The sequence below is a fragment of the Niastella koreensis GR20-10 genome (assembly GCF_000246855.1).
Classification (GTDB): Bacteria; Bacteroidota; Bacteroidia; order Chitinophagales; family Chitinophagaceae; genus Niastella; species Niastella koreensis.
Map to the genome: position 1 here is coordinate 438,823 of NC_016609.1, position 20,177 is coordinate 458,999.

General features: G+C 45.8%; 17 protein-coding genes. 12 read left to right on the plus strand and 5 right to left on the minus strand.

Annotated elements, in window-relative coordinates:
- Positions 1 to 66: 66 nt before the first annotated feature.
- Genes hisF through NIAKO_RS01825 form a run of 4 tightly spaced genes read left to right on the plus strand, consistent with a single transcriptional unit; the run spans position 67 to position 2,735 of the window.
- The gene (gene hisF, locus NIAKO_RS01810; RefSeq protein ID WP_014216678.1) at positions 67 to 825 is read left to right on the plus strand and encodes an imidazole glycerol phosphate synthase subunit HisF; all 759 of its coding nucleotides are present in this window, start codon (positions 67 to 69) and stop codon (positions 823 to 825) included.
- A 4-nt stretch (positions 826 to 829) separates the two neighbouring features.
- Positions 830 to 1,042, plus strand: a complete 213-nt coding sequence (locus NIAKO_RS01815) for a hypothetical protein (protein ID WP_014216679.1) — start codon at positions 830 to 832, stop codon at positions 1,040 to 1,042.
- Positions 1,043 to 1,051: 9 nt separating this feature from the next.
- Positions 1,052 to 1,654 carry a bifunctional phosphoribosyl-AMP cyclohydrolase/phosphoribosyl-ATP diphosphatase HisIE gene (gene hisIE / locus NIAKO_RS01820; protein WP_014216680.1) on the plus strand — a complete coding sequence of 201 codons (603 nt, stop codon included), beginning with the start codon at positions 1,052 to 1,054 and terminating at the stop codon, positions 1,652 to 1,654.
- A 1-nt stretch (position 1,655) separates the two neighbouring features.
- Positions 1,656 to 2,735 (plus strand): TlpA disulfide reductase family protein, encoded by a 1,080-nt coding sequence (locus NIAKO_RS01825; protein ID WP_014216681.1) that lies wholly within the window; start codon positions 1,656 to 1,658, stop codon positions 2,733 to 2,735.
- Positions 2,736 to 2,842: 107 nt separating this feature from the next.
- Here NIAKO_RS01825 and NIAKO_RS01830 read toward each other — a convergent pair whose 3' ends face one another.
- The 3 genes from NIAKO_RS01830 to porW all read right to left on the minus strand — a co-directional run bounded on the left by NIAKO_RS01830 (position 2,843) and on the right by porW (position 9,891).
- The gene (locus tag NIAKO_RS01830) at positions 2,843 to 3,952 is read right to left on the minus strand and encodes a DUF2911 domain-containing protein (RefSeq protein WP_014216682.1); all 1,110 of its coding nucleotides are present in this window, start codon (positions 3,950 to 3,952) and stop codon (positions 2,843 to 2,845) included.
- 189 nt (positions 3,953 to 4,141) lie between these two features.
- On the minus strand, positions 4,142 to 6,529 hold the full coding sequence (locus NIAKO_RS01835; RefSeq protein ID WP_014216683.1) for a transglycosylase domain-containing protein: 2,388 nt from the start codon (positions 6,527 to 6,529) through the stop codon (positions 4,142 to 4,144).
- A gap of 176 nt (positions 6,530 to 6,705) precedes the next feature.
- The gene (gene porW / locus NIAKO_RS01840; RefSeq protein ID WP_014216684.1) at positions 6,706 to 9,891 is read right to left on the minus strand and encodes a type IX secretion system periplasmic lipoprotein PorW/SprE; all 3,186 of its coding nucleotides are present in this window, start codon (positions 9,889 to 9,891) and stop codon (positions 6,706 to 6,708) included.
- Between the two features lie 137 nt (positions 9,892 to 10,028).
- On the opposite strand from porW, the gene NIAKO_RS01845 reads away from it, so the two are divergent.
- The 4 genes from NIAKO_RS01845 (at position 10,029) to NIAKO_RS01860 (ending at position 12,141) form a co-directional block, all read left to right on the plus strand.
- Positions 10,029 to 10,424 (plus strand): hypothetical protein, encoded by a 396-nt coding sequence (locus tag NIAKO_RS01845; RefSeq protein ID WP_014216685.1) that lies wholly within the window; start codon positions 10,029 to 10,031, stop codon positions 10,422 to 10,424.
- A gap of 42 nt (positions 10,425 to 10,466) precedes the next feature.
- Positions 10,467 to 10,889, plus strand: coding sequence for a bactofilin family protein (locus NIAKO_RS01850; RefSeq protein WP_107685602.1), 423 nt, complete (start codon positions 10,467 to 10,469; stop codon positions 10,887 to 10,889).
- A 237-nt stretch (positions 10,890 to 11,126) separates the two neighbouring features.
- On the plus strand, positions 11,127 to 11,531 hold the full coding sequence (locus NIAKO_RS01855) for a hypothetical protein (protein ID WP_014216687.1): 405 nt from the start codon (positions 11,127 to 11,129) through the stop codon (positions 11,529 to 11,531).
- A complete protein-coding gene (locus tag NIAKO_RS01860) occupies positions 11,524 to 12,141 on the plus strand; it encodes a SprT-like domain-containing protein (protein WP_014216688.1) in 618 nt (205 codons plus the stop codon). Before NIAKO_RS01855 ends, NIAKO_RS01860 begins: the two co-directional genes overlap by 8 nt.
- A 179-nt stretch (positions 12,142 to 12,320) precedes the next feature.
- Here the strand turns inward: NIAKO_RS01860 and NIAKO_RS01865 are convergent, their stop codons facing one another.
- Positions 12,321 to 12,812: a GNAT family N-acetyltransferase gene (locus tag NIAKO_RS01865; protein WP_014216689.1), complete on the minus strand. Its 492-nt coding sequence runs from the start codon at positions 12,810 to 12,812 to the stop codon at positions 12,321 to 12,323.
- A 1,429-nt stretch (positions 12,813 to 14,241) separates the two neighbouring features.
- Between NIAKO_RS01865 and NIAKO_RS01870 the strand changes: the two genes are divergently transcribed.
- Complete coding sequence (locus tag NIAKO_RS01870; protein WP_014216691.1) at positions 14,242 to 14,745, plus strand: hypothetical protein; 504 nt, start codon at positions 14,242 to 14,244, stop codon at positions 14,743 to 14,745.
- A gap of 521 nt (positions 14,746 to 15,266) precedes the next feature.
- Here the strand turns inward: NIAKO_RS01870 and sucC are convergent.
- The gene (gene sucC / locus NIAKO_RS01875; protein WP_014216692.1) at positions 15,267 to 16,478 is read right to left on the minus strand and encodes an ADP-forming succinate--CoA ligase subunit beta; all 1,212 of its coding nucleotides are present in this window, start codon (positions 16,476 to 16,478) and stop codon (positions 15,267 to 15,269) included.
- A 244-nt stretch (positions 16,479 to 16,722) separates the two neighbouring features.
- On the opposite strand from sucC, the gene NIAKO_RS01880 reads away from it, so the two are divergent.
- The 3 genes from NIAKO_RS01880 to NIAKO_RS36300 all read left to right on the plus strand — a co-directional run bounded on the left by NIAKO_RS01880 (position 16,723) and on the right by NIAKO_RS36300 (position 20,177).
- A complete protein-coding gene (locus NIAKO_RS01880; RefSeq protein ID WP_014216693.1) occupies positions 16,723 to 17,544 on the plus strand; it encodes a purine-nucleoside phosphorylase in 822 nt (273 codons plus the stop codon).
- A 148-nt stretch (positions 17,545 to 17,692) separates the two neighbouring features.
- A complete protein-coding gene (locus tag NIAKO_RS01885; protein WP_133055297.1) occupies positions 17,693 to 19,717 on the plus strand; it encodes a putative porin in 2,025 nt (674 codons plus the stop codon).
- 109 nt (positions 19,718 to 19,826) lie between these two features.
- On the plus strand, positions 19,827 to 20,177 hold the full coding sequence (locus tag NIAKO_RS36300) for a hypothetical protein (RefSeq protein WP_014216695.1): 351 nt from the start codon (positions 19,827 to 19,829) through the stop codon (positions 20,175 to 20,177).

The following is a 20,177-nucleotide window of genomic DNA, read 5'->3' on the forward strand; positions in this document are numbered from 1 at the left end:
GCCCTTTGCCTTCTGCCCTTTGCCCTGCTACTGTTTGCCGATTGGCCACAATTAAAATAGAAAATCATGTTATGTAAACGAATAATCCCCTGCTTAGACATAAAAGATGGCCGTACGGTGAAGGGGACCAATTTTGTAAATCTTCGTGATGCCGGTGATCCGGTGGAGCTGGGTGCTTTATATGCACAACAGGGCGCCGATGAACTGGTGTTTTTGGATATAACAGCTACGGTTGAAAAACGGAAAACATTGCGGGAGCTGGTAAACCGCATTGCGCACCACATTAATATTCCATTTACGGTGGGCGGCGGCATCAGCAGTGTGGATGATGTAAGTGCTTTGCTGCAGAATGGCGCCGATAAGATCTCGGTGAATACCGCTGCCTTTAAAAACCCACAGTTGATAAATGACCTGGCGAAGGAATTCGGCAGCCAGTGTGTGGTATTGGCGATAGATACCCGCCAGGAAGAAGATGGCGAATGGTATGTATACCTGAATGGGGGCCGTACCAAAACCGAAGCCCGTTGTTTTGACTGGGCTAAACAGGCGGTTGACCTGGGTGCCGGAGAAATCTTACTCACCTCCATGAACCACGATGGAACCAAAGCGGGTTTTGCCTTAGATATTACCCGTACGCTGGCCACGCAACTGCCGGTACCGGTTATTGCATCTGGTGGCGGTGGCGCCATGGAGCATTTTGTGGATGTTTTTGAACAGGCTCAGGCCGATGCCGCCCTGGCCGCCAGCATATTTCACTTTAAAGAAATAGCAATTCCCGATTTAAAGGGATATTTGCAGAAAAAACAGATAGCTGTAAGAATGTAACCCTATGCAATTTGTATTTTTAGTAGCCATTACTGCCCTGTTGATATTTATATACTTTAACCGGTATTTACAGCGTAAACGTGACGACCGGCGGGAGCAATGGCGGGAAAGAAGAGAGGAAACATTACAGCAATTTTTTGAGACGACGAGGAAGCAACATACCGAAACGAACAATGAAGCGAGCGATAAACCAGAAGATGATACTTATATAATTTAACCGACGATCATGAAGGTAGATTTCAATAAATACAGCGATGGCCTGGTGCCGGCTATCATCCAGGATTTTACCACCCACAAGGTGTTGATGATGGGTTTTATGAACGAAGAAGCCCTGCACAAAACTATGAGTGAAGGAAAAGTGACCTTTTTCAGCCGCAGCAAAAAACGGTTGTGGACAAAAGGCGAGGAGAGCGGCAACCACCTGCTGGTAAAGGAAATCCTGAGCGATTGTGATAACGACACCCTGCTGGTTAAAGCCCAGCCCCTGGGGCCCACCTGCCATACCGGTGCAGATACCTGCTGGAGCGAACGCAACCACTCCGATGATTTTTTGTATTACCTGCAGGATATCATTGAATTGCGTAAGAAAAGCGAAGACGAGAAATCGTATGTAAAACAGCTTTTTAACAAAGGCATCAATAAAATTGCCCAAAAAGTGGGCGAAGAAGCTGTGGAGCTGGTTATTGAGGCAAAAGATAGCAACGAAGCCCTTTTTCTGAACGAAGCGGCCGATCTGATGTTCCATTATTTGGTATTACTTAACGCAAAAGGTTATACATTGCAACAGGTAGTAAGTATTTTACAAAACCGACATTCCAATAAAAAGTAATATGAAGAAGCTGATAGCGGGACTTTTTTTGTTACCTGTTGCGGTGATGGCACAGCAAAAGGGATTTGTTATTACCGGTACCATTACCGGGCTGGTGGAAAACTCGAAAGTGTCCCTGGTGGATATGAACAAGCCTGCAGATACGCTGGCAAAAGGCAAAGTTGCCAAAGGAACTTTTGTTCTGAAAGGCACCGTGACGGATCCGAACCTGTACCAGTTGAATTTTGATGGAAGCGGAAAGAAATCGGTCTTATTTATCGGCAACGACAACGTTACTATCAAAGGCGATATCAAGAACACGCAGCAGTTTGATATAAAGGGTTCAGCCAGCCAAAGTGATTTTACCGAATTTCAGAAGACTTTCAACCCCCTGTTTCAAACGCTTACGCAGCTGAACCAGCAGGTGTCTGGCCAGCGTCCGAGCGACTCCCTGCAGGCCGTTTATAAAAAAGCCTACGATGCCGCCGTGGCCGCCATTGATAAATTTGTGGCAGAGAAAAAATCTTCGCCGGTAGCACCTTTCTTACTGATTGTTACCCGCGAACTGGAGCAGGACCCGGTATTACTGGAGAAACGCTTTAACCAGCTGACACCTGCCGCTCAAAATGGATTTTATGGCAAAATGTTACATCAAACCATTGCCGATGCCAAAGTAGGCGCAGTGGGCAGTGACGCCATTGAATTTACCCAAACCGATACCATTGGCAAACAGGTATCATTGAACTCGTTCAGAGGTAAATATGTGCTGGTTGATTTTTGGGCCAGCTGGTGCAAACCCTGCCGCATGGAAAACCCTAACGTTGTAACCGCTTATAAAAAGTTTAAAGACAAGAACTTTACCGTATTGGGAGTATCGCTCGACAGATCGCGTGAGCCCTGGTTACAGGCTATTAAAGACGATGGCCTTATGTGGACCCAGGTAAGCGACCTGCAATACTGGAATAACGATGCCGCCCGCAAGTATAAAATTGAAAGCATTCCACAGAATTACCTCATCGATCCCAATGGGAAGATAGTGGGTAAGAATTTGCGTGGGGAAGAATTGGATGCGAAGTTGTGTGAGTTGCTGGGATGCAAGTAATCGATAGCAAGTTTATTAAGATATAGAAAAAAGCCACCTGGATGTCAGGTGGCTTTTTTCGTGAATCGGCAATCGTGAATCGGCAGAGATTATTCAACATTCGACATTCAATTAATGTCCTTCCCCTCCGTCAGCGTGGCAATCATCTTCTCCACATTCGTCTTATTGCCGTTATCGGGCGCTTTGGGCAGGGCCTTTTGGGCAAAGCCCAGGGCTTTCTTATAGTCGCCCATCGCTGAATAACCACGGGCCATGCCTACCTGGGTGGTGAACTCGTTGGGATTTTTGTCGTAGTTTATTTTAAATACATCAAAAGCTTCCTTGCTCTTTTTCTGCTGCAATAACTGGCGGGCATAGTTGTGCAGCTCAGTTACTGTGCCCATGGGCAGGGCTTCTTTCATCAGGGCATCGGCTTCCGCATCTTTCCCCGACTTCTTTAAATAACCGGCTTTGGTAGAAAGCGTAACAAAGTTCTTTTGACCAATGAATGGCATACTGATCGCATCTTCTGCCCACTGCATACCTTCATCAAGATCGACATTGTTTTGCAAACAGAATTGTGCGGCCTGGTTCCAGTTTTGCCAGCCGGGGTTAAAGGACTTTTCGCTGCGCAGCTCGCGCCGGAATGATTCCAGTTGCAGGTTGTTATAATCGGTTTCAATTTTAACAGGGATCTTCAGTTTCTCCCAAACCAACGCCAGGGTAGCGCCGGTGTTGGTTTCGTTCTCGAAACCGTACGTTAACCATTCCACGCTTTTATCGATGGACGCGGGTTTTACTTTTACGCGTAAGGCATCTTCTTTTTCATCGTAGAAAAAACTACCCCAGGAAGTTGAGTTCTTTGAAAAGATAACCGTGCATTCATCCGGATCGTAGGCAATGAAGAACCCGTATTTGCCGGCTGGCAGCGCCTGTCCTTCAATGCTTACCGGCGTGGAAAATTCAATAGTGGTATTTTCATTGGCGCCTGCCCGCCAGGGTGCTGCTTTACTGGTGCCAAAGCCCTGGTCGGTATAGCCTTTGGGTACCAGCTGGCCCCAGATCTTGCCTTCACGCCCCTTAACGCCCGGCCGGTCGTAATGTATGGTAACATCGGTAATACCAATGCGTTCGCCCACCATCGCCTTCTTATTGCCACCCGAAGGCGGGGTTAATAACTGTGAGTAAGAAACGACATAGCATGTCAATGCTAAACAAGCAATCAGTATCTTTTTCATGTCAGTTAAGTTTGATAAAAGCTACGTAGTATTTCAAAACAACTGACCGGAATTTGTATATGTGGTTATAAGAGACGGTTACCGGTTGCCGGGCGCCGGATAACAGGATGAAAAAGTTACAGGTTTCAGGTTACATGGGCTAATGCGCTTGTAACCTGAAACCTGTAACAGTTGTTTATTGCCTATTGCCTATCGGTCTTTCTTTCCAAACAGTCTTCTAAAGAAACCTTTCTTCTTCTTTTCATCGGGTGGTAAGGCGGTGTCTTTAGGGATCTGGTTTTTAGTGCTGGTAGCTTCCTTTAACACCTTTTGTTCTTCCATAGCCTCTTTAGATTCGGTTGGAATGTTCTGGGTGTCGGGTTTGCCCAGGTAGGAATCGGCAGCACCATTACCCACGTTTTCACCTTCGGCAGCGGGTGCTTCGTTTGCCCCGATATATTCATCGGTGAATGATTCATTGCGCATGTTTTCAGGCGCCACGAATTTGGCCTGTTTGTCGAGCCCCAGGGTTTTATCGGCAAAAGCGCGTGCAAAGAACGATTCCCAGATAGGTCTGGCAGCGGCGCCGCCATAACCCAGGCCACCTTCGAGGCGAATGAAACGGTCGTCGCAACCGATCCAGACACCAGCTAATAATTGCGGAGTGTAACCAAAGAACCAGGCATCGGAGTTATCGTTGGTTGTACCGGTTTTACCTCCCATTTCAGCTACGCCCAGGCGGCCACGTAAACCGGCGGCGGTACCAAAATCAACCGGTCCCTGCATCATGCGGGCCATGGTATAGGCGTTTGCCTGACTGATCACTTCTTTGCGTTCTGTATCAAAACGGGCCAGTACATTACCGTTCTTATCTTCAATACGGGTGATGTATACGGGTTTTATACTAAAGCCGCCTGTTGGGAACATGCTGTAACCCCACATCATTTCATACAGCGACAGCTCGCAGGTTCCCAAACTGATAGAAGGGTAGGGCTGCACCTTGGTGGGGATATTGATCTCATGTATAAACTCGGCAAACCGTTTGGGCGTGGTTTGTTTTATGATGTAGGCTGCTACTTCATTTATAGAATAAGCCAAACCGGTAGCCATGGTGCGCATACCGCTTATTTTGGGGTTCGGTTTGGCTGGTACATAACCGGAACCGGGAAAATATTGCTGTTGGGCTTCGCACATGGTTTCGGGCGTAAAACCATATTCTGAAATCGCCAGTGCGTATAAGAATGGTTTTATAGAAGACCCTACCTGCCGTTTTGTTTTCAGGTTGGCATGGTCGAACTTATAGTTCTTGAAGTCGATACCACCCACCCACGCTTTTACCTGACCGCTCATTGGGTCGGTAACCATAAAGGCGGTTTGCAGCATTTCGCGATGGTATTTGATAGAATCGAGCGGCGTCATGAGGGTATCTTTCTCGCGCTTGTTGTTCCAGGCAAACACTTTCATGTGCACCTTCTGCTTGAATGATTTCCTGATCTCTGCCTCGCTTAACCCTTCGGCTTTCAGGTTGCGCCAGCGGTCTGAATTGCGCATGTTGCTTTCCAGTACATTTTCATGGCCTTTCCAAACCGCATCGTTTTTTAACGCAGCCTGGCTGGCCAGGGCGCGTTGCAGTACGGGCAGGTGTTTGGCCACCGCTTCTTCTGCATACAACTGCATACGGGGATTGATGGTAGTATATACGTGCAGGCCATCTTCGTAGAGGTCGTAATTTTCGCCATCCGGCTTTTTATGATCGTTGCACCATTTCCTTACATCATCCCGGATCACATCGAGAAAATACGGGGCGATACCATTGTTCTCGTTCAGCTTTTTATAATTGAGGCGAATGGGCTGCCGTTTCAGGTCAGCGTCTTCGGTCTCGGTAAGGTAGTTGTTACGCGCCATTTGATCGAGCACAGTATTACGGCGCTCGAACGAGGCTTTGTAATTGGTTCGGGGGTTATAAGTTCCGGTGGCTTTCAGCATCCCGATAAGCACGGCGGCTTCTTCCACGTTCAGGCGATCGGGTTCTTTTGAGAAGAAAGTACGGGCCGCATTGCGAATGCCATATACGTTATCGCTAAAAGAAACAGTATTGAGGTACAGGGCCAGTATTTCCTGTTTGGTAAAATTTCTTTCCAGCTTAACGGCAATGATATTCTCTTTCAGTTTCTGGATCATGCGGGTGAACTTGTTCTCCGCTCTTTCGTCGAACATATTCAGCGCCAGCTGTTGGGTAATGGTACTGCCGCCCCCTTCTTTACCCATAAAGAAAATAGCGCGGGCCAGCGACTTGCCATCGATGCCTGAGTGATCGTAAAAGCGTTCATCCTCCGTGGCCACCAGGGCATCCACCACATGTTTTGAAATGTCTTTGTACTGTACAAAGCTGCGGTTCCCCTTTTCCTTATAATATTTTCCCAGCATGGTGCCATCGTCACCATATACCTCGGTAGCCAGCGTAATGGAGGGATTTTCCAACTGGGCCAGCGAAGGCATTTTCCCAAATAAACCAAAGCTTAAAAGGGTGAAAAACAAGGCGATTACCAGGAAACCTATTAGAAATATTTTCCAGAATATTTTGGTGGCGCGCGTCATAGTTGGGTGTTTTGTAAACCGGGTATTACCATCCGGATTTTTACGAGTGCAAAAATCATGCTTTATAGCCGATAAAACCAGGAATGGCTACGAAAGTATTCTTAATTAATTGAGGCGCGCCCCGTTCTAACTAAATTCTAACAGGTCCCCGACTCGTGGGGAGGGAGGTTGTGCCTTTAGAATTTACCGGGATAATTCTGATTCAGTAAAGTTTTAACGGCATTTACATCCTTGGTATTCATCAGCACCTGCAGGTTGTTGTCGGTGAGGATAATGAATGAGTATTTGGCGGCGGGCAACCAGGGGATGATCTCGGAGGCTGCCAGTTTTTTGGTTTTGTCGATGTACGAAATGGCATCGGTGGCATTGGTGAAGGTCCCAATGAGCACCAGTTTGATATCATCGGTAACCGTCTGATTATTAACGGTAAACCCTTTAGCTGAATATTGCTCGCGGTTATAGCGGTTAAAGGCGTTACGGGCCTCGTTTATGTAAACGGGATCCACTTTATCCAGCACAATGGCCACATATTGCGGTATTTCAGGATTGTGGGTGAGCACCAATGGTTTAGGTGGCTGCACATTGGCCTTTACAGAATCCTTTTTCGCAATAGCCGGTGGTGGCAGCTGAGGCTGCCGGGTAGCAGGTGGCTGGGTTGACGACGGCGGCGGACTTACCGTAACCGGACTGGTAACCGGCGGGGTAACAGTTTGTGGGGTTACCACCGGGGGCGTAGTAACAGCCGGTTTGTCTGTTGTTTTGGCAACATCCGGTTTAGGCTGCTGGGTAGCAGGCACCGTTGGTGGCTGCGGTTGCGTTACAGGCGGTTTTGCCGGTTGCTGTGCTGGCGGTGAGGTAGCTGGCGGCTGCTGTTGCGGCTGTTGCCGGGTAACCACCACGGGCGGCTGTTGCATCACCGGGTTAGGCGTTACAATAGCAATAGGCTCGGCCGTGCTGTCTTCTGCCGGACGCTGAATCTGCAAATTGGTGAGGTAATCCTCAATCTGCTTGCGACGGCCCAATACATCTATCAATGCCTTGGCTTTTACCGCCATAGGCGTACCGGGGAACACCCGGATGATGTTCTGTAATGATTTTTTAGCCGAATCATCCTGCCGTTGCTGAATATAGTATACCGATTGTATGTACAGTAACTGGGGTGTCCAGTAATTTTCATGGTACATGCTATCGGCCAGTTTCTTTTCTGCCTGCGCTTCGTCGAATTTACCCTCGATAAACAGGTTGTAAATGTTATCGTACCGGCGGGTCATTTCCTGTTTGGCCAAACTATCCGGGGTAACGCCGTTGGGGCTTGACACGATCTTTTCGAAGTTCGTACCCGGATATTTTTTCTTCAGCTCATCCTGCACCGCAGCGACTTTGGCCATATCCCCGGTTTTTGAGTAGCAATAAGCCAGCAGGAACAGGGCTTCGGGCCGGTTCTTACTGTTGGGGAAACGCACCAGGAATGCTTCCAGGGTATCGATAGTAGACCGGTAATCTTCCAGTCCTTCGAGATATATTTTACCCAGTGAGAACTGGGCTTTTTCAACCGAGTCGTTGGAGGTAGCCAGCTGGGTGGGGGTAAGCGGCACTGATTTTAATAATTCTTCATACGTAATGGGACCTGCTCCGGCTGATCCATTGGCGCCGGCTGCATTGGCGTCATCGCTACTAACAATGGTGGTAGGGGTAGCCTGTTTAACCGCTGCCAACCGCTGCCAGTTGTCAACATTTGGTCTGTTGCCCCAGGTTGCTTTAAACTCAGTATATCCCTTGCCCTTGAGGGTAGGGTTATAAAAATACCAGTCGCCTTTTTGGTTACTGCTGCTGAACATGTCACTGGGGCCATTATTATCATTGAATGATAACGGGCCGTTGGAGATCTCGTTATCGTCTTCCTTGCCGCCCTGTTTTTTGCGCAGCTGTTTAGCCAGTTTCTTCAAATAGGCATTCAACTCATCTTCGGGCAGGGCTGCCAGTTGTTGCAGGCTGTCTTCCCGGTGAATAGTATTTTGATAGGCAACGATCTTGCCCAGGGTTCCCTTCAGTTTAAGAAACGCCTTCTGGTCAACAAGACTGGGATTTAAATTGGTAATGCTATCGTAAAACCGTTTGGCGTTGGGATAGTCCTTTTCTTTAAAGCACAGATCGCCCAGCAGTAAAAATACTTTTGAGCGCATGGCGGGGTCATTACCGGGATAGCTGGTTGCTTTTAACAACAGCGCCTTGGCGCCTGGAATATTGTTCCGCTCCAGCTCCATCTCTGCTGCCGCGTAATATATAATATCGCGGTAAACCAGGTAACGGTCTTTCCGCGCCATTCTTTCCAGTTCTTTAATATTCTCCTGTAATATTTTATCGTCGCCTTTATGGTCGCGGATGTTGTTCAGGCGGGCATAAATTTCCAGTACGGGGTTAAGGGTAGTATTGGTGGCTTTTTCAAACCATTTGGCGCCCTCCTCCGGTTTATTGGCTTTATCGTACAGCTGGCCTACCAGGTATTCCCAACGGGCTCTTTCTTCCCGGCCTTCTGCATTGTCGAGCGCCATTTCCAGGTAAATGGCGGCGCTGTCGTATACCTGTTGTTTATAAAACCACAAAGCCTGCATTTCGTGCAGATCGGTTTTTAACCGTTCCGGAAATACAGGGTCATGTTTCAGGGTTTCAATTAACCCTGCAGCTTCCGCTGTTTCATCTTTTGCCAGGTAGGTACGGATCTGCCAAATGAATGATTCATTGCGGCTGGGCGGCCGGGCCCATACTTTATGGGCTATATCGGTCTTTTCTTTGGTTGAAATGGAGAACACGCTGCCACCCTCATCTTTATTGGCATTGGAACCAATGACTTTATCGTACCCGTCTTTTTCCTTAGGTGAAAACGCGTAGTTGATGTATTGAAAAGTAAAATAGGCGGTATCGAGCACATTTTTGTAGTAATAGGCCTGGCCCATCAGCATGTACAAATTATCGACCCAGCTGTTACGCAGGTCGTGCAGCAGAATACCGGCATTAGCCTTATAAATAACCGAATCGAGCTCTGTTTTGTCTTTTGCGGTTGTGGTGAGGTCGTAATTATAAAAGGAAAGCAGGCGGGAGTAATCGTCTTTATGCTGTGATTTGCCCCGGGCAATCACTTCTGTTAGTTTCTTGTTAGCGTTGTAGTTGTAATTGAACTTGGTAGTACCGTTTTGGGTGAATTTGCGAACGGCGTGGAACTTGGTGGATTCCGTCTTTTCGGAGGCTAACTTGCGGTTTTCATACTTTTGCGGCTTCTTCAGGTCATAAGAAAGCGTTGGCTGCGCGTATAATTTCGGCAGCGATAAGATTAAAATTATGATTAATGCAATTATCCTCGTCAAGTCCTAAGTGTTTCTTCCGCAAACTAAAATCTTATAAACTGATTTTCAAGAAAAATATTATGTAAGTACGTTAATTTTTCTACTCATGGCGATGAATTAAAATAACTTATTACCTTTAGCGTTTTGAAACTCTCTCTATGGCTAAATTCGATGCCCAATCTACCCTGAAGCGCTTGCAGAACCGGTACCGGCTGGTAGTGATGAACGATGATACTTACGAAGAGGTTGTGACGTTTAAATTATCCAGACTGAGTGTTTACATCACACTTAGCACCATTTTTGTGTTACTGACCGGGTTAACAGTGGCACTTATAGTGTTCACTCCGTTACGGATGTACATACCTGGATATGGCGATGTAAACACCATGCGTGAGTTGCGGGAATTGAAGGTAAAAACCGATTCTCTTGAGCAGGCGATGTCGAACAAGGACAAGTATCTTGATAATGTAAAAAGTGTTTTACAGGGGAATATCAGCGTTAAGTTAGACACAACTACGTTGTCTATTCCACCTACCGAGAATATTGACGAATAAACCAACCATTTCCGTATGTTCAATCAAAAATCCAAATCCGACATGTCAAGCGATGTATCCTCAGCGCCAGGATCAGGAGCTGCCACTATTATCGCAGCCGGAACCACATTAAAAGGCGATATCTCCAGCAACGGTGATATTCGCATTGATGGGCACCTCCAGGGCAACATTCAATGCCAGGCCAAGGTAGTAATTGGCTCCAATGGTTCTGTTGAAGGCGATATCTCAGGCCAGCAGGCCGACATCATGGGCAAAGTATCCGGCACCATCAAAGTAAAAGAGTTATTACAATTAAAAGGCGGAAGTAATGTGAACGGGAATTTATATGCAGGCAAACTGCAGATAGAGCCCAGCGCCAATTTCAATGGCCAGTGTCACATGACAACAGCCAGCAATGGTCAGGTAAATGAAGTGGCCGCTTCAAAGAAAGAAAAAGAAGCAGCAAAGGAACTTCAGAAAGCCTGATACAACTGACCCGGTTACGCCCCCTATGTACTTGTTGAACGCACCTATTCGATAACCTCTTTGTTACCGGAAAAGGAACGTATTGCCAATGTGCTATTGTGCTAATTAGCTAATGTGCTGAAGGAAATCATAACCTCAAAACTTATTAAGTCTCGCTCCTGGCGGGACTTTCTCATTTTATATTCTTAATTCTCCATTTCTCATTTCCGGGTTATCTTTGCCCTCCATTTTTTACACATGTCAAATAATTCGGTTTCCAGATCTTTTCGTCCGCTTTTACTGTTGTTTGTTATTACTACTGCGTTGTTTATTACCAGCCGGGCCCGGTTTGCCCGGTGGGATGTAAATACGGATGTATTGATTATTGGTAACCTGGTATTATTTGCCGCCACGGCAGTATCATTTTATTTGTTTTCGCGGTCAATGGGGTCCAAGAACCCGATGGCCGTTGTGCGTACGGTATATGGGGGCGTGTTTTCGAAAATGATGATCTGTTTGATCACGGTGTTTATTTATATTTTCATAGCCGGCAAGGGTGTTAATAAGGCAGGTATTTTCGGATGTATGTTCCTGTACCTCCTGTATACCATCCTTGAAGTGGTTATACTGATGAAATTGAGCAAGCAAAAAAAGAATGTCTAAGCAGCAGGCGCCTTTAGAATACCTCAGTAAGTTTATTCCAACGGCAGCCGTGCCACGGGTGCTTGAATACCTGCATCAATATAAAGTACACTTAACTATTACACGGGAACGAAAGTCGATCCTGGGCGATTACCGCCACGCTACCATCGAAAAGAATCACCGCATCAGCGTAAACGGCAATTTAAATCCCTACGCTTTCCTGATTACCCTGGTGCATGAACTGGCCCACCTGGTAACCTTTATTCAGTTTAAACACCAGGTTTCGCCGCATGGCCGGGAGTGGAAGGACTGTTATGCCCGGTTGTTGAAAGATTTTCTGGGTAAGGAGATCTTTCCCCCTGTGGTAGAACAGGCGCTTAAACAGTCTATGCACGACCTGCCGGCCAGCAGTTGCGCCGATGAAGGCCTGATGCGCGTGCTGAAAAAGTTTGACGGCGATAACGGCATGGTGATGGTAGAACAGTTACCCGAAGGCCAGCTTTTCGATATTGGTGAGGGCCGTATTTTTAAAAAGGGAAAGAAACTGCGCAAGCGTTTTCAATGTATTGAGGTGGATACGGGGAAGTTATATTTGTTTAGTCCGATTTATGAAGTGAAGGCTGTTAGTTAAGAACAGCTGCAAGCTACAAGTCTCAAGCTGCAAGCAGAAAGCCAAAGGTTAAAGCCAAAAGCAATACACCTCTGCGCGGCCTCCTTTATCAACGCTATCAACTCTGTCAACCTCCCAATTAATTCTACTAAATCTCCTTCTATCCCGTTAACATGTCAACGTGTTAACTCGTCAACTGGTTAACTGATCAACTCTTTCAACATCCAGATATCACATCCAAAATGCCCCGTATTCCCCATTGGTCCATCCAGGTATTTGAACCCAAACTTTTCATAGACCGACATGGCTTTTCTGAGCTCAGGCATGGTTTCGATATATACGTTGCGATAGCCTGCCTCCCCGGCAAATTCAAGGGCTTTATCGATCAGCAATTTACCAATGCCTTTGCCCCGGGCGGCAGGGGAGAGATACATTTTCACCAGCTCACAGGTGCCATCGGGTAAACCGGGCGAAGGAAAAATGCCGGCGCCACCAATCAATTCACCAGCTGCTTCGGCTACATAATAAATACTACCGGGTTGCCGGAACAACTCGTACAAGGCATCGGTAGTAGCATCGTAATAAACAGTGCCAGGTTTGTTGGCGCCAAATTCAGCTAACGCATTTCTGATAATGATGGCCAGTGCCGGGTTATCGGCAGGTTGAATGGTTCTGATGGTAACAGGTGACATATAACGAAGGTAACGAAAACGCGGAACGCAAAACGCTTAATGCAGAACGCGGAAGGCTGAAGGCAAAATGCGGAACGCTCAACGCTGCCTCCCGAACGTTAGCGCTCCCGGCTAATAGGCGGGCGGTTCAAATTTCGGAAACAAGCGTTCAGCCTTATGCGTTTAGTCTTACGCGTATTATGCCAGCAGCGCCATTAAACTATAGATGATAACATAAGCTACAAAGATGAATCCGAAGAAGAGTCGAATAGGATTTTTCATTTGCTACAGATTAATCAGGTTATTGATTTGGTTACTTATTTTAAATAGATAAAATACTATGCCAAATGAACGGTTATCCACATTTGAGTTCTACTAAATTTTGCAAATACAGAAAATACGGTGCACTGATCGTAACAACACCAGCGCCGGGGTAAGAGGTTATAGTGGGCGGTTATTGAAAACACTTACCGGTAACGGGCTACAATATAGTAACACCAATGCTTGTGTTTTCTTAACAATTATAGAGCGGATACAAAGATATTTGTTGCCTGTTGATGTTGCAATCAATGCCGGTAAATTAGATATCCACTATGTAATGTATTGAAGCAGGTAAATGAATGAATTACAGAAGCTAGTAAATGTACGAGGCGATGTTGTTGTGAATATACGAGGCATACAGGTTTCACTCTAGGTGATTATAAAATAATCGCAGATAATGTTAAGTTTATCTTATCAAACACTTCCGAATTTGAAGAAATAGTTACATATTTACCCCGCAATTGTAGATATAAACGATTTTGCTACATTTGCATATCCAACGTCCAATGCAAACCGAAAATAGAAAAACATATAACAATCCTGTATCTGTGAAAACCAGCAAAGCTGAATCATATAATAATGTAATCAATAATATTTCCCGCCCGGTAAGGGTGGGTTTTTTTATGCCCATAACCGTTAGTGATAGTAGTTTTTAAAAGTGCGTATACGAGGTAAGGGTATATTCCTAGATGCTGATAAGTTAACCAAGGAGATGAGTGAATAAGCGGAGTGAAAAGACAGAAAAAGCAAATTATAGTTCGATCTTTACATAGTCAAAGAGTTTAAGTAATCCAACGTCCAATAGAAAAACCGTTTAAAGTCCAAAGTCCGAATCCGAAAAACCAAACCGTATTCCTGTGTTAAACCATCCAAAGTCCAAAGTCCGAAAGAAAAACCGAAGTCCATTGTCCCTTTGAAAAAACCAGGAAAAATCCGAAAGTCCTTTTGAAAACTGATCCATGTATCCTGTGAGAACAGAAACCGTCTCTCAAAAAATTGTCCCCGCTATCCGTTGCGGGGACATTGTTTTTATAGAGGGGATGTTCTTTTCTTAATGTCTGTTGTAGGGGCACAAATGTGTTGAGTGGCTTTAATCAATCCGTACAATATGCTAACTTGTATAAGAATTATGCGGCCTGTAGTCACGATATGTTTATTCTTTGTGCTGGGATATAATGCGGTAGCCCAAATTCCGCGTACTACGGCAGGCCAGTTCCGATACTACGGCGAAATGCTCGCTGAAACCACTCCCCAAACAATGGGCCGGGCAAAATCGTTCTTTAATCAACCGTTCCTGGTGCATTGGGATACGGTGGCCCATATAGAAAAACCGGCCAATTTATTACTCACCGGTAAAGGCCATATTAATGTAAAAGCCAAATTGCACGATATAGGCACGCCTTCCAATGTTCCGGTGTCTTTTCATATGAGCCTTGAAATTGTGAACGGGCATTATCGCTATACCATCGATCATTTTGAAGTAACGGATAAAGAGGGCAATTCGCAATATGCCCTGGAAGATAAGCCTGAATCGGTTAAATCGTTAGTATATAGCCAGCTGCTGCAGAAAACCCATAAACAGGTTAGCTTTATTATAGGGTGGTTGAAACAGTATATGAAAGATGAGGAATAGTTATTTAGTTCTTAGTTCTCTGTTTAAGTTATTGGGTTCGTACATTATTAAGTTATTGAGGTCTAATGTAGTTATTGGTTCGATTTATAGCTGGAAACAGTGTCCTGATAATTTGTAGCGTATAGTTTTTAGTTGAAAACAGGGTGCTAATAATTTGTGGAGGGTGGTTTCTAACTGAAAACAGGGTGTTTTCAGTTGGTGGTGTATTGTTTCTAACTGAAAATGGGGTGATTTCAATTGGTAGCGTTCTGTTTCTAACTGAAAACGGTACGATTTCAGTTGGTAGCGTACCGTTTTAAACTGAAAACAATGCGATCTCAGTTGGTAGCGTACTGTTTTAAACTGAAATCGATGCGATTCCCTGCCTTTCATTTCTGCTGTCTGCCTGCCTGGCCCGACTTGTCGGGATTTGCCGTCTGCCTTTCTCACCACTGCCTACTGCCCACTGCCTTTCATCTCAGAAATAGAAAAAGTCCCACTCTTGCGAACGGGACCTTCGTATATCCTGACTTCCTTCCTAACTAAGCAACCGCTTTACCCACCAGGGCAGCAGCTTCGCTCAACAGAATGGCTGATTGTACTTTCAGACCGCTTTCTTCGATCAGCTTTTTAGCTTCTTCGGCATTGGTACCCTGTAAACGAACGATGATAGGTACGGTGATGTTGCCGATTGATTTATAGGCATCAATTACTCCCTGGGCAACCCGGTCGCAACGAACGATACCACCAAAGATGTTGATGAGGATCGCTTTTACTTTTGGATCTTTCAGGATGATGCGGAAACCAGCTTCTACAGTAGTAGCATTGGCAGTACCACCTACGTCCAGGAAGTTGGCTGGCTCACCGCCGCTCAGTTTAATCATATCCATGGTAGCCATGGCCAAACCGGCGCCGTTTACCATACAACCTACGTTCCCATCGAGTTTTACGAAGTTCAGGTTGTATTTACCAGCTTCCACTTCGGTAGGATCTTCTTCGCTGATATCGCGCAGGGCTTCCAGCTCGGGGTGACGCATCAGGGAGTTGTCATCCAGACCCATTTTACAGTCAACAGCAATGATCTTTTCGTCGGCTGTTTTGAACAATGGGTTGATTTCCAGCATAGCGCAGTCTAAACCAACGTATGCATTGTATAAATTGGTAACGAATTTTACGCAGTTTTTGAAGGCTTCGCCTTTCAGTCCCAGGTTGAACGCAATTTTACGCGCCTGGAAAGCCTGTAAACCTCCGCCTGGGTGTACCCATTCTTTGAAGATCCTGTCGGGGGTGTTGTGGGCTACTTCTTCAATGTCCATACCACCCTCGGTGCTGTACATGATCACATTCTGGCCTTTTGTACGATCGAGCAGAATTGATAAGTAGAACTCTTTTACCGGGTTAGGACCAGGATAATATACGTCCTGCGCTACCAGTACTTTGTTCACCACTTTACCGGCAGGGCCTGTTTGAATGGTAACCAGGGTACCGCCCAATAAATTGGAGGCGATATTTTTGATTTCTTCGGCACTTTTACCTACTGCCACACCGCGTTGTTCGGTGCCTTGAACTTTGCCTTTTCCGCGACCACCTGCATGGATCTGTGCTTTAACAACCGCGAAGTTGTTGCCAAATTGAACCTTTAAATTCTTATATGCTTCTTCGGCCGCGTCGGCTCTGTCAACCGGTATTCCTTCCTGCACCGGTACATTGTATTTTTTCAGTAATTCCTTTGCCTGGTATTCGTGAAGATTCATGCCGTAAAAAATTTTAGCGAAAGTAGTAAAAAAAGTTATTAAGTTCTGAGTTCTTAGTTCTCAGTTCGGCGTACAATGTCCGGGAACGTTTGCGGAGAGAGCCGGTTACCGGTTGCCAGTTTCAGGTTACCGGGAAATACTGCCAACCGGTGCCTGCCCGGGAACCGGTACCCGGTAACTGGAAACTTGTATATTTGCACACATTTTCAACCAGTAATCACGCCAATAATATTATTTAATCATTATGCCCGATTTACTTCAGCAATTACAAGAAACCACGTCCTTTATAAAAAGCAGATATTCCGACACTCCGCAGATAGGTATTGTGCTGGGAAGCGGATTGGGAAATTTTTCGCAGGAAATAAACGTAGAGGTGGAGATAGCTTATAACGAGATTCCTCATTTTCCGGTTTCTACGGTAGAAGGCCATCATGGCAAGCTGATCTTTGGCGAATTAAGCGGTAAAAAAGTAGTGGTAATGGCCGGCCGTTTCCACTATTATGAAGGCTATACGCCCGATGCGGTTGCCTATCCCATCAGGGTAATGAAGCAACTGGGTATCGGGCATTTGCTGTTGTCCAATGCGGCGGGTGGCGTAAACCCTGCCTTTAAAGTAGGTGATCTGATGATCATCACCGACCACATCAGTTTTGGCATCGTAAATCCTTTGTTGGGGAAGAACCATGGTGAGTTAGGCCCGCGGTTCCCCGATATGAGCGAACCTTATACCAAGGAGATCATAAAAAAAGCCAGAAAAATTGCCGCCGATCGAAACATCAAGGTGCAGGAAGGCATTTATTATGGCGTAACTGGTCCAACATTTGAAACAAGGGCCGAATATAAACTCATTCACAAACTGGGTGGCGACGCCGTTGGAATGAGCACCGTACAGGAAGTGATCATTGCCGTTCACATGGGGCTGCCTGTATTTGCCGCCAGCGTTATTACCGATATTGGTATACGCGAAGAAGATAATATAATAACGCATGAAGAAGTGTTACAGGCTGCCAAAGAAGCGGAACCCAAGCTTACCGCTATCTTCAGGCAACTGGTAGCTGAGTTATAATATGCCGGCATGCTGACAGCTTCGTTGTAATCACCACAATTAACTTTCTTATAACCGGTAACGGTTTTTTAATTATTAATTTGTCGCCTTGTTTAATAATCGCTCATACTTGTTAAGGAACTGGTATATAATTCTGGGAACCATCTGTATGCTTACCTGCTTTGTAACTACTGCAAAAGCACAGAGTGGTGTTTTTCAACAGGCGCAGGGCAGGTTTAGCGGTATGAGCATGGGATCGGGTGGCAGTGATTCAATTGGTCACCGTACCGGTTTGGAAGATTCAATCACTATTCACTTCCGTTACCTCGATACAAGCCGGATGGCGGGCTTTGATTCTACCCTCTACGATTTTGCAAAAAAGATAGGCATACCCTGGTATCATATTAACCTGGGTAATTTAGGCAATGCCAGCCGCAGCCTGCTGTTTGAACCACTCATGAAATCAGGCTGGGATTATGGCTTTCATACGTATGACGATTATAATTTAAGGGTAGAAGACGCCCGTTTTTACAATACCACGCGTCCTTATGCCGAACTGAATTACCTGTTGGGGTCCAAGTCGGAACAGTTCATCCGCCTAATGCATACGCAGAACCTGAAGCCCAACTGGAATATGTCTTTAGAATATCGGCTTATTAACTCACCAGGCTTTTATCAGAACCAGAATACCAATCATAATAATTACCGCTTTACTTCCTGGTACCAGTCGAAGAACAAACGGTGGAATAATTTTATAATTATAGTAGGTAACAAGTTGCAATCCGGTGAAAATGGCGGGATTAAAAACGTAGGGTTTTTAGACAGTACCAACGGATTTGATGACCGGTCGAACATCCCTACCAAGCTGGGGCCCGATAACCCGGGCAGCCGCAACTTTTTCAGCTCCAATATTGCCGTAGGCCGCCTGTATACCAATGCCACTTACCTGATGCGGAACCAGTATGACATTGGGCAAAAAGACTCCCTGGTTATTAATGATACCACTGTGGTGCCGCTGTTTTATCCGCGGTTACGGCTGGAGCATACCATTGAATACAGCACTTATCATAACCGCTACCAGGATACTTATGCCGACAGCGCCTATTATGATAGCTTGTATTTGTTGAAGCTGTCGAGTTCAGACAAAACCGTACAGAAATTTTATGCGAAGGAATACTGGAAGGAGCTTACCAATGATTTTTCGTTTTATACCTTTCCCGATGCCAAGAACGCACAGCAATTCCTGAAACTGGGCGCCTCGTTGCAGACCCTGCAGGGGCAGAGCACAGATTCTATCTATACTAAAGACAGCGTATTCTCCAGAAGCAATTTCAATACTTTTTTACACGGTGAATACCGCAACCTTACCCGCAACAGGAAATGGGACATTGAGGCGTATGGTAATTTTTATGTAGCGGGTTACAACGCCGGCGACTATAGTGCCTATATCAGTTTACGGCGATTGATCAGCAAGCAGATCGGTTATTTACAGGTTGGTTTTCAAAACACCAATCGTAAGCCATCTTTTATGTTTTTTCCGGGCAGTACGTTTTACCTGGATACAACCGCCGCCCCCCTCAATCTGAAAAAAGAGAACACCTCCTTATTATTTGGAGAGTTTGAGCAGCCAAAATTGAAATTGAAGTTAACCGGTAAATATTTCCTGGTTACCAACTATACTTATTACGCCGGTTATATGCAGGTGGCGCAGGCGTCTACCTTGTTCAACGTGTTACAGGTATCGGGCGAAAAGATCTTCCGCCTCGGCGGCAGCTGGAACTGGAAAACATGGGTGATCTTACAGCAACGCGTAGGTGACGGACCGGTTAACCTGCCCCTGTTTACTACCCGTAACCAGGTTGGCTATGACGGTTCCCTTGGGTTTAAAAACCTGCGCATCAGCTTCGGTGGTGAAATGCGTTATTTTACGCCGTATAAGGCGCCTGAATACTCTCCCTTGCTAGGACAATACTTTTACCAGAATGTAAATACCATCCGGTTAGAGCGCCCGGATATAAGTGCATACCTGCACTTCCGCATCAAAAGCTTTAACGCGTATGTACGGGCCGAGAACCTGAACACCATTAACATCGCAAACGGCGGCGGATTTACCAGAAATAACATGCCTACCAATGGGTATCCTTACCCTGGTTTGCAAATACGGGTAGGTATTTTCTGGAGTTTTGTAAACTAGGCCGCGTTAACCCAGGTTAAAAAATTATTAGTCATGTAGGAGTTGCCGGGTTGTTTTGTACATTTGACCCGTGAAAAAGGCCGTAGCCATATTTTTTATGTGTATTTATATGCTGTCATTCTCAGAAATGCACCAGTTTCTGCGAATTCCGGTATTGATACAACATTTTGTTGAGCACCGGCAACAGGACCCTGCCATTTCACTGCTGGCTTTTTTAAACGAACATTACATTCATCAATATGTAAAAGACGCTGATTATCAACGCGACAACCAATTGCCGTTCCGGCATGCCGACTGTTGCGCCGTTACTACTGCGCTTAGTTGTGAGTGCCCGGCCAATACAAGTATTGAATTGCCGGTACGTACTACAGAAATAAAGAATGAGTTTATTCTGCACAATGAAGAAAGCCACTCCCTGCTTTCCATAGCAGACATCTTTCAGCCTCCCCGTTGCGCTTAA

What these genes read in the sequence shown, in the direction of transcription:
- hisF (WP_014216678.1), top strand. Translation starts at nt 67, where the DNA reads ATGTTATGTAAACGAATAATCCCCTGCTTAGACATAAAAGATGGCCGT.
- NIAKO_RS01835 (WP_014216683.1), bottom strand. Translation starts at nt 6,529, where the DNA reads ATGACGCGCGCCACCAAAATATTCTGGAAAATATTTCTAATAGGTTTC.
- sucC (WP_014216692.1), bottom strand. Translation starts at nt 16,478, where the DNA reads ATGAATCTTCACGAATACCAGGCAAAGGAATTACTGAAAAAATACAAT.
- NIAKO_RS36300 (WP_014216695.1), top strand. Translation starts at nt 19,827, where the DNA reads ATGCTGTCATTCTCAGAAATGCACCAGTTTCTGCGAATTCCGGTATTG.
- NIAKO_RS01865 (WP_014216689.1), bottom strand. Translation starts at nt 12,812, where the DNA reads ATGTCACCTGTTACCATCAGAACCATTCAACCTGCCGATAACCCGGCA.
- NIAKO_RS01870 (WP_014216691.1), top strand. Translation starts at nt 14,242, where the DNA reads ATGCGGCCTGTAGTCACGATATGTTTATTCTTTGTGCTGGGATATAAT.
- NIAKO_RS01830 (WP_014216682.1), bottom strand. Translation starts at nt 3,952, where the DNA reads ATGAAAAAGATACTGATTGCTTGTTTAGCATTGACATGCTATGTCGTT.
- NIAKO_RS01850 (WP_107685602.1), top strand. Translation starts at nt 10,467, where the DNA reads ATGTCAAGCGATGTATCCTCAGCGCCAGGATCAGGAGCTGCCACTATT.
- NIAKO_RS01815 (WP_014216679.1), top strand. Translation starts at nt 830, where the DNA reads ATGCAATTTGTATTTTTAGTAGCCATTACTGCCCTGTTGATATTTATA.
- NIAKO_RS01855 (WP_014216687.1), top strand. Translation starts at nt 11,127, where the DNA reads ATGTCAAATAATTCGGTTTCCAGATCTTTTCGTCCGCTTTTACTGTTG.
- NIAKO_RS01845 (WP_014216685.1), top strand. Translation starts at nt 10,029, where the DNA reads ATGGCTAAATTCGATGCCCAATCTACCCTGAAGCGCTTGCAGAACCGG.
- NIAKO_RS01825 (WP_014216681.1), top strand. Translation starts at nt 1,656, where the DNA reads ATGAAGAAGCTGATAGCGGGACTTTTTTTGTTACCTGTTGCGGTGATG.
- hisIE (WP_014216680.1), top strand. Translation starts at nt 1,052, where the DNA reads ATGAAGGTAGATTTCAATAAATACAGCGATGGCCTGGTGCCGGCTATC.
- NIAKO_RS01880 (WP_014216693.1), top strand. Translation starts at nt 16,723, where the DNA reads ATGCCCGATTTACTTCAGCAATTACAAGAAACCACGTCCTTTATAAAA.
- NIAKO_RS01885 (WP_133055297.1), top strand. Translation starts at nt 17,693, where the DNA reads ATGCTTACCTGCTTTGTAACTACTGCAAAAGCACAGAGTGGTGTTTTT.
- NIAKO_RS01860 (WP_014216688.1), top strand. Translation starts at nt 11,524, where the DNA reads ATGTCTAAGCAGCAGGCGCCTTTAGAATACCTCAGTAAGTTTATTCCA.